The sequence below is a fragment of the Pseudarthrobacter woesei genome (genome assembly GCF_055412745.1).
The window spans coordinates 165151-171628 of record NZ_JBVAYU010000009.1 but is presented as its reverse complement, the minus strand read 5'-3'; the positions used below and the strand labels follow the sequence as shown (position 1 = coordinate 171628).

5 protein-coding genes and 1 pseudogene are annotated in these 6478 nt (G+C 67.3%); 5 read left to right on the top strand and 1 reads right to left on the bottom strand.

All coding sequences use genetic code 11. The features are described 5' to 3' along the window. Nucleotides 1–137 precede the first annotated feature (137 nt). The 5 genes and pseudogenes from ACZYZE_RS14250 to ACZYZE_RS14230 form a co-directional block, all read left to right on the top strand. A pseudogene (locus ACZYZE_RS14250) lies at nucleotides 138–266 on the top strand (DUF1905 domain-containing protein); the annotation flags it as partial. Between the two features lie 347 nt (nucleotides 267–613). Continuing rightward, a complete protein-coding gene (locus ACZYZE_RS14245; protein ID WP_459320397.1) occupies nucleotides 614–1252 on the top strand; it encodes a hypothetical protein in 639 nt (212 codons plus the stop codon). 136 nt (nucleotides 1253–1388) lie between these two features. Continuing rightward, nucleotides 1389–2066 (top strand): Maf family protein, encoded by a 678-nt coding sequence (locus ACZYZE_RS14240; protein ID WP_463908330.1) that lies wholly within the window; start codon nucleotides 1389–1391, stop codon nucleotides 2064–2066. A gap of 157 nt (nucleotides 2067–2223) precedes the next feature. After that, the gene (locus ACZYZE_RS14235) at nucleotides 2224–4056 is read left to right on the top strand and encodes an acetyl/propionyl/methylcrotonyl-CoA carboxylase subunit alpha (protein ID WP_463908346.1); all 1833 of its coding nucleotides are present in this window, start codon (nucleotides 2224–2226) and stop codon (nucleotides 4054–4056) included. Nucleotides 4057–4140: 84 nt separating this feature from the next. Then, nucleotides 4141–4872: a glutamine amidotransferase gene (locus ACZYZE_RS14230; protein ID WP_463908328.1), complete on the top strand. Its 732-nt coding sequence runs from the start codon at nucleotides 4141–4143 to the stop codon at nucleotides 4870–4872. Nucleotides 4873–5039: 167 nt separating this feature from the next. On the opposite strand, the gene ACZYZE_RS14225 is transcribed toward ACZYZE_RS14230, so the two are convergent. Beyond that, nucleotides 5040–6452 (bottom strand): MFS transporter, encoded by a 1413-nt coding sequence (locus ACZYZE_RS14225; RefSeq protein ID WP_459319775.1) that lies wholly within the window; start codon nucleotides 6450–6452, stop codon nucleotides 5040–5042. Nucleotides 6453–6478: the final 26 nt, after the last annotated feature.

Here is a 6478-nt window from a genome sequence, read left to right as displayed (position 1 = left end):
GACTGGCAAAGGCAGGGCACGATGGGCGACGAGGTGGAAGCCGGCCCTGAACGCGTTCGCCATCACCTTCGAAGGAAGAATCAATTAAATGCCAGCCACGGATCCACCGTTAAACGGACACTCCCGACGGCCACGACTACGAGGCAACCATGCTGCCTGTGGGTGGCGGCACGCACATGATGCCACTCCGGGCCGCGTTCCGGAAAGTCCTGGAGAAGGACGTCGGCGACGAGGTGACTGTGCATCTAACGCGCCGCTTCGCGTGAGCGGCCGTGGCCGCGTGGGGCCCAGGGCATGTCTCCCAATAGGGTGCTCCAGATGGCGGCGGCGTGTAGGACGGTCGCTGAGCGGTAGGTGGGGGTCGGTTGGTCATAGCAGGTGGCCAGGGAGCGCCATTGTTTGAGGGTGTTGAAGCTGCGCTCGACGACGTGGCGCCGTTAGTAGGCGTCCTTGTCGTAGGCGACGGGCCGTCCGCCGGCGGGGCCTTTGCGTTTCCGGTTGGCCTTCTGGTCGTCCTTTTCGGGGATGACGCATTCGATGCCACGCCGGCAAAGGTTGCCTGCGAGCAGGCGGTCGTCGACGGTTTCGGGTCCACCCGCACTAGAATGACGACATGAGCAGCTTGCATGTATCCGTGCGGGTGTCAGCGGTCTCGCTGGCGGTGAGCGGGTTCGTCGTCGCGTCCGCATTGCCGTGGCATCCCAGTCTTTTCAACCAGCCCGTCGACGAAGTTGTGCGGGGCTTCGAGGCCTGGACCGCACTGCACGCAATCGGTGTATTCGTTTTCATCCTGGCTCTCATCGGCGCTGCCGGCCTCGTCGCCATCCACAAGAATAGGCTGGGCCGACTGGGTCAGGCCGGGCTGATCGTCACGCTCGTCGGTGTGGTCGGGGCGGCCGGGCTTGCAGCGGCCGAGGCCATCGTGTTCCCTGTGCTGGCGATCCGAGCTCCGGAGCTCTTGGCGCTGGACGGGCCGCTGCTGAGTTCCCCCCTGTTCATCGGCTCAGGCATCCTCGCGCTCGGCTGGCCTCTGGGGCTGGCGATGCTGGGCGCCGCTGCAGCACGGGCGGGTGACTTCCACCGCGCTCCCGGTCTACTGCTCGCGATCAGCGGACCGGCTTTCCTGGCCCTGGGCGGACCCTTCGTGCCTGTCGCAGGTCCGCTGTCCGCGGTGGTCTTCGGAGGAGCCCAGGTGTGGTGGGGGTGGCTGATGTGGCGCACGGCTGCCGTCCACGCACCGATCCCCGACTGACCAGCGCCGCTAGGTGGGCGGCCTGGCTGCGGCAAATGACTCAGGCAACGCGGGGTCACTTAGCGCCCATCCCGGCCCTCCGGATGGGCCGTAGGTGACCCCGCGTTGCCCTGCCGCGGTGAACTAGGCTTGAGCGGTGACCCGCCTCATTCTTGCCTCCCAGTCCCCCGCCCGCACCAAGCTGCTGACCGACGCCGGCATCCGGCACGAGATCCTCGTCTCCGACGTGGACGAGCACGCCGTCCAGGCCCGCTACGGCGTGACCGACCCGCACGACACCGCACTGCTGCTGGCCCGCGCCAAGGCCGAGGCAGTGGCCTCGCTGCCGGAGGCGGAGGGCGCCCTGGTGATCGGCTGCGATTCGGTCTTCGAGTTCGACGGCGAGGCACACGGCAAGCCGTACACGGCCGACGTCGCCAAAGAGCGGATGCTGCGGATGAGCGGCAGCAAAGGAGTGCTGCACACGGGCCACTGGCTCGTCGACTGCAGGGACACCGAGGGCACCGATGAGTCCCAGGCCGCCGGCTCCGGCGCCACCCTCGGGCACGTCACCTCCGCCGAGGTCCACTTCATGGAGATGACCCCCGAGGAAATCGACGCCTACATCGCCACCGGCGAGCCGCTGCAGTGCGCCGGTTCGTTCACCATCGACGGCTACGGCGGGGCCTTCATCCGCAAGGTCGACGGCGACCCGCACGCCGTCGTCGGGCTGTCCATTTCCACCCTCCGCGGGCTGCTGGGCCAGGCGCAGGTGGCCATCACCGAGCTGTGGACCGGCGGCGCCGCCGATCCCGCGGTACTGCGCGCTGAGTAAGCTAATTCGCAGGCCTTTGTAGCAACCCTACAAAGGTAGGGCGCTTTACGCGCGGAATCCGCCAGTAATATCGGCCGAACCCACAAAACCGCGCTAGGCTCCCTGAAGGAAAGAAGGAGACGCCTTGTCAGCAAATTCGGAGCAATCCGCAAATCCCGTGCAGCGATCAGCCCAAGAAGGCACTGCCGCAGTCACCCCGCAGGGCACACGTCCTCTGAGCAAGGTGCTGATCGCCAACCGCGGCGAAATCGCCGTGCGCATCATCCGCGCCGCACGCGATGAAGGGATCGCCTCCGTGGCGGTCTACGCGGACCCGGACAGGGACGCCCTGCACGTCAGGCTTGCCGACGAGGCGTACGCGCTCGGCGGGAACACCGCCGCCGAGTCCTACCTTGTGATGGACAAGCTGATCGAGGTCGCGCAGCGCTCCGGCGCCGACGCGATCCACCCCGGCTACGGCTTCCTCGCCGAAAACGCCGAGTTCGCCGCCAGGGTAATCGACGCCGGCATCACCTGGATCGGCCCCTCCCCGGCCGCGATCTCCGCCCTGGGCGACAAGGTCCAGGCCCGCCACATCGCCGAAAAGGTGGGTGCACCGCAGGTTCCCGGCACCGCCGACCCGGTGGAATCCGCCGAGGAAATCCTCGAGTTCGTCGACAAGTTCGGCCTGCCCGTTGCCATCAAGGCAGCCTTCGGCGGCGGCGGCCGCGGCATCAAGGTGGCCCGCACCCGCGAGGAAATCCCCGAACTCTTCGAATCCGCCGTGCGTGAAGCCGTCGCAGCCTTTGGCCGCGGCGAGTGCTTCATCGAACGCTTCCTCGACGCCCCGCGCCACGTCGAGACACAGTGCCTCGCGGACGCCTACGGCAACGTGGTGGTAGTCTCCACCCGCGACTGCTCGCTGCAGCGCCGCAACCAGAAACTCGTCGAAGAGGCCCCGGCCCCCTTCCTCACCGAAGAGCAGAACCGGCGGCTCTACGAATCCTCCAAGGCCATCCTCAAGGAAGCCGGCTACCTCGGCGCCGGCACCTGCGAATTCCTCGTGGGCCAGGACGGCACCATTTCCTTCCTGGAGGTCAATACCCGCCTCCAGGTCGAACACTGCGTTTCCGAGGAAGTCACCGGAATCGACCTCGTCCGCGAGCAGTTCCGGCTGGCCCGCGGCGAGGAACTCGGCTACGGGGACCCCGAAATCCGCGGCCACTCGATCGAATTCCGCATCACGGGCGAGGACCCGGGCCGGAACTTCATGCCCGCCCCCGGCACCATCACGCGGCTGAAGAACCCCACCGGCCCCGGCGTCCGGATCGACTCCGGCGTGGAGCAGGGCGACGTCATCAGCGGCAACTTCGACTCGATGCTCTCCAAGCTGGTCGTCACGGGCGCCACCCGGCAGCAGGCCCTGCAGCGCGCCCGCCGCGCCCTCGAGGAGATGGTGGTGGAAGGCATCCCCACCGTCATCCCGTTCGACCTGGCCGTCGTCACCAACCCCGACTTCGCCCCCGCCGAGGGCCCGTTCAAGATCCACACCCGCTGGATCGAGACCGCGTTCGTCAATGACATCCCCGCCTGGACACCCACCGGCACCGAGGCTGAAGCAGCCGACGCCGGCGAGCGCCAGCGCGTCGTCGTCGAGGTCGGCGGCAAGCGCCTGGAGGTCGTGCTCCCGGCGTCGCTGGGCACCGGTGGCGGCGCGGGCGCCGTCAAGCCAGCCAAGGCCAAGAAGCGCCCCCGCACCGGCGGCGCCGCGGCTGCGGCCAGCGGCAACGCCCTCACGTCCCCCATGCAGGGCACCATCGTCAAGGTGGCCGTCGCCGAGGGTGACCTCGTTGCCGAAGGCGACCTGGTGGTTGTGCTCGAGGCCATGAAGATGGAACAGCCGCTCACCGCACACCGGGCCGGCATCGTGATCGGGCTGTCCGCATCCGCCGGCGAGACCGTCTCCGCGGGCGCCATCATCGCCCTGATAGAGGACGCCGCGGCCGAGTAGCCGCGGAGGGGCCCCGGGCCCGCCCGCCGCGGGAGACGGGCGCGCCTCTGGCGCCCCCGGGTCCCGCCCGTGCAGACTTGGTCTGTGAAGCCATTTCTACTCCTCGCCTCCCGTGCCGAGGACGACGCCGCCGAGGACGAATACCGGGCCTACCTGCGCTATGCCGGGCTGACCGCGGAGCAGCTGCACCGGATCCGGATGGAAGCCGCTCCCCTGCCCTGGCTGGAGCTCTCCGAGTACTCGGGCGTGATCGTCGGCGGTAGCCCGTTCACATCCAGCGACCCCGCCGGGCAAAAGACCGCCGTCCAGCACAGGGTGGAGCGCGAGCTCGCCGCGCTGCTGGACCGGATCGTGGCCGAGGATTTCCCCTTCCTCGGCGCCTGCTACGGGGTGGGGACGCTGGGCCTGCACCAGGGCGCCGTGATCGACCGGACCTACGGCGAAGGGCTCGGCGGCGTGACCGTGAGCGTGACGGAAGAGGGCCTGGTGGACCCCCTGCTCAAGGGCCTGCCTCAGTCATTCACCGCCTTCGTGGGCCACAAAGAGGCCTGCACCGTACTGCCGGGCCATGCCGTGCTGCTCGCCACCTCGGCCGACTGCCCGGTGCAGATGTTCCGGATCCGGACCAACCTCTACGCCACCCAGTTCCATCCAGAGCTCGACGTCGACGGGCTTACCACCCGGATCGAGATCTACCGCCACGCCGGCTACTTCCCGCCCGACTCCGCCGAGGAGCTCATGGACCTCGCCCGGCAGCACAGCGTGACCGAGCCGATGACCATCCTGCGGAATTTCGTGGAGCGGTACGCCAGCTAAACCGGCGCTTCCCCGTGGCCGCGCCATCTGAGCCCGTTCTGCGCTCCTGCCCGGTTGCTTCCCGGCCTACCCCGCCCGACACGGAAATGCCCGGCGTGTTCACTGAACACGTCGGGCATTTCCGTTGGCAACTGGGAAGGAGCGTCAGGCGCGCCGCATCAGGAGCGTCAGGCTACGTTGTTCTCGTAGTCCAGGTCGCGGGTTTCCTTGCTCAGGAACAGTGCCACCAGTGTCAGTACCGACATGGAGGTGAGGTAGACGCCGACCAGCACGGGGCTGCCCTTCGCCATTTCCCAGAGCCAGACGGCAATGAACGGAGCCACGGCCGCGCCCAGGATGCTGGAGACGTTGTAGCTGATTGCGGAGCCGGTGTACCGGACGTTGGTCGGGAACAGTTCCGGCAACAGCGCACCCATGGGCCCGAAGGTCAGGCCCATCAGGGAGAAACCGATGATCAGCAGGGCCATGGTGCCCACGAAGCCGCCGCTGAAGAGCGGGACGAACAGCAGGCCGAAGACGAAGATACCTCCGGTGACGACGAGGAGCATCTTGCGGCGGCCGTACTTCTCAGCCAGCGGCCCGGAGACCAGGGTGAAGATACCGAAGAACACGACGCCGGCGATCAGCATCCACAGGAAGTCGTTGCGGGTGAAGCCCAACCCCGGGACGAACGCTGCTGCGGCGGACTCTGTCATCGGCTTGCCCGCCTTCTCCGCGGCGGCCTTGGCGGCATCCAGGCTGGAGGCCCGGGTGCCGTAGGTCAGTGTGAACGTGGTCATCAGGTAGAAGAGTACGTAGGTGGCGAGCATGATGAACGTGCCCAGGATGACCTGGCGCCAGCTGGTCTTGAAGACCCGGGCGAGGGGAAGCTTCGCGACCTCCTTGGACTCGAGCACCTTGGTAAAGGCGGGAGTTTCGATCAGCTTCAGGCGGACGTAGAGGCCGATGATGACCATAACCGCGCTGAGCAGGAACGGCACACGCCAGCCCCATTCCATGAAGGCCACCGGCGACAGGGCGTAGCTGAAGACCAGGAAGATCACGTTGGCGATGATAAAACCGATGGGCGCACCCAGCTGCGGGAACGTACCGTAAATGGCACGTTTGTTTGCCGGGGCGTTCTCGGTGGCCAGCAGGGCCGCGCCGCTCCATTCGCCGCCGAGGGCCAGACCCTGGGCGAACCGCATAACGACCAGCAGCGCCGGGGCCCAGAATTCCCAGCCCGGGACGAGGGCGGTGGGCAGGCAGCCGATGAGGAAGGTGGCAATACCCATGGTCAGCAGCGAGGCGACCAGGGTGCCCTTTCGGCCGAACTTGTCACCGAAGTGGCCGAAGACAATGGACCCGAGCGGGCGGGCCACGAACGCGACACCGAAGACCGCGAAAGAGCTCAGCAGCTGGGTGGTTTCGTTTTGACCGGGGAAGAAGAGCCGGGGAAATACCAGCACGGCAGCGGTGGCGTACACGTAGAAGTCGTAGAACTCAACGGTGGTGCCGATCAGGCTGGCCACAATGACGCGGCCGCGCGAGTTCACCGGTTGGGCGGACCCCTGCTTCGAAAGGTTAACGGTGGAGGACATGTAGTAGCACTTTCATAAAGACCGGA

Coding starts and splice junctions, on each gene's coding strand:
- ACZYZE_RS14245 (WP_459320397.1), top strand. CDS start 614: ATGAGCAGCTTGCATGTATCCGTGCGGGTGTCAGCGGTCTCGCTGGCG.
- ACZYZE_RS14225 (WP_459319775.1), bottom strand. CDS start 6,452: ATGTCCTCCACCGTTAACCTTTCGAAGCAGGGGTCCGCCCAACCGGTG.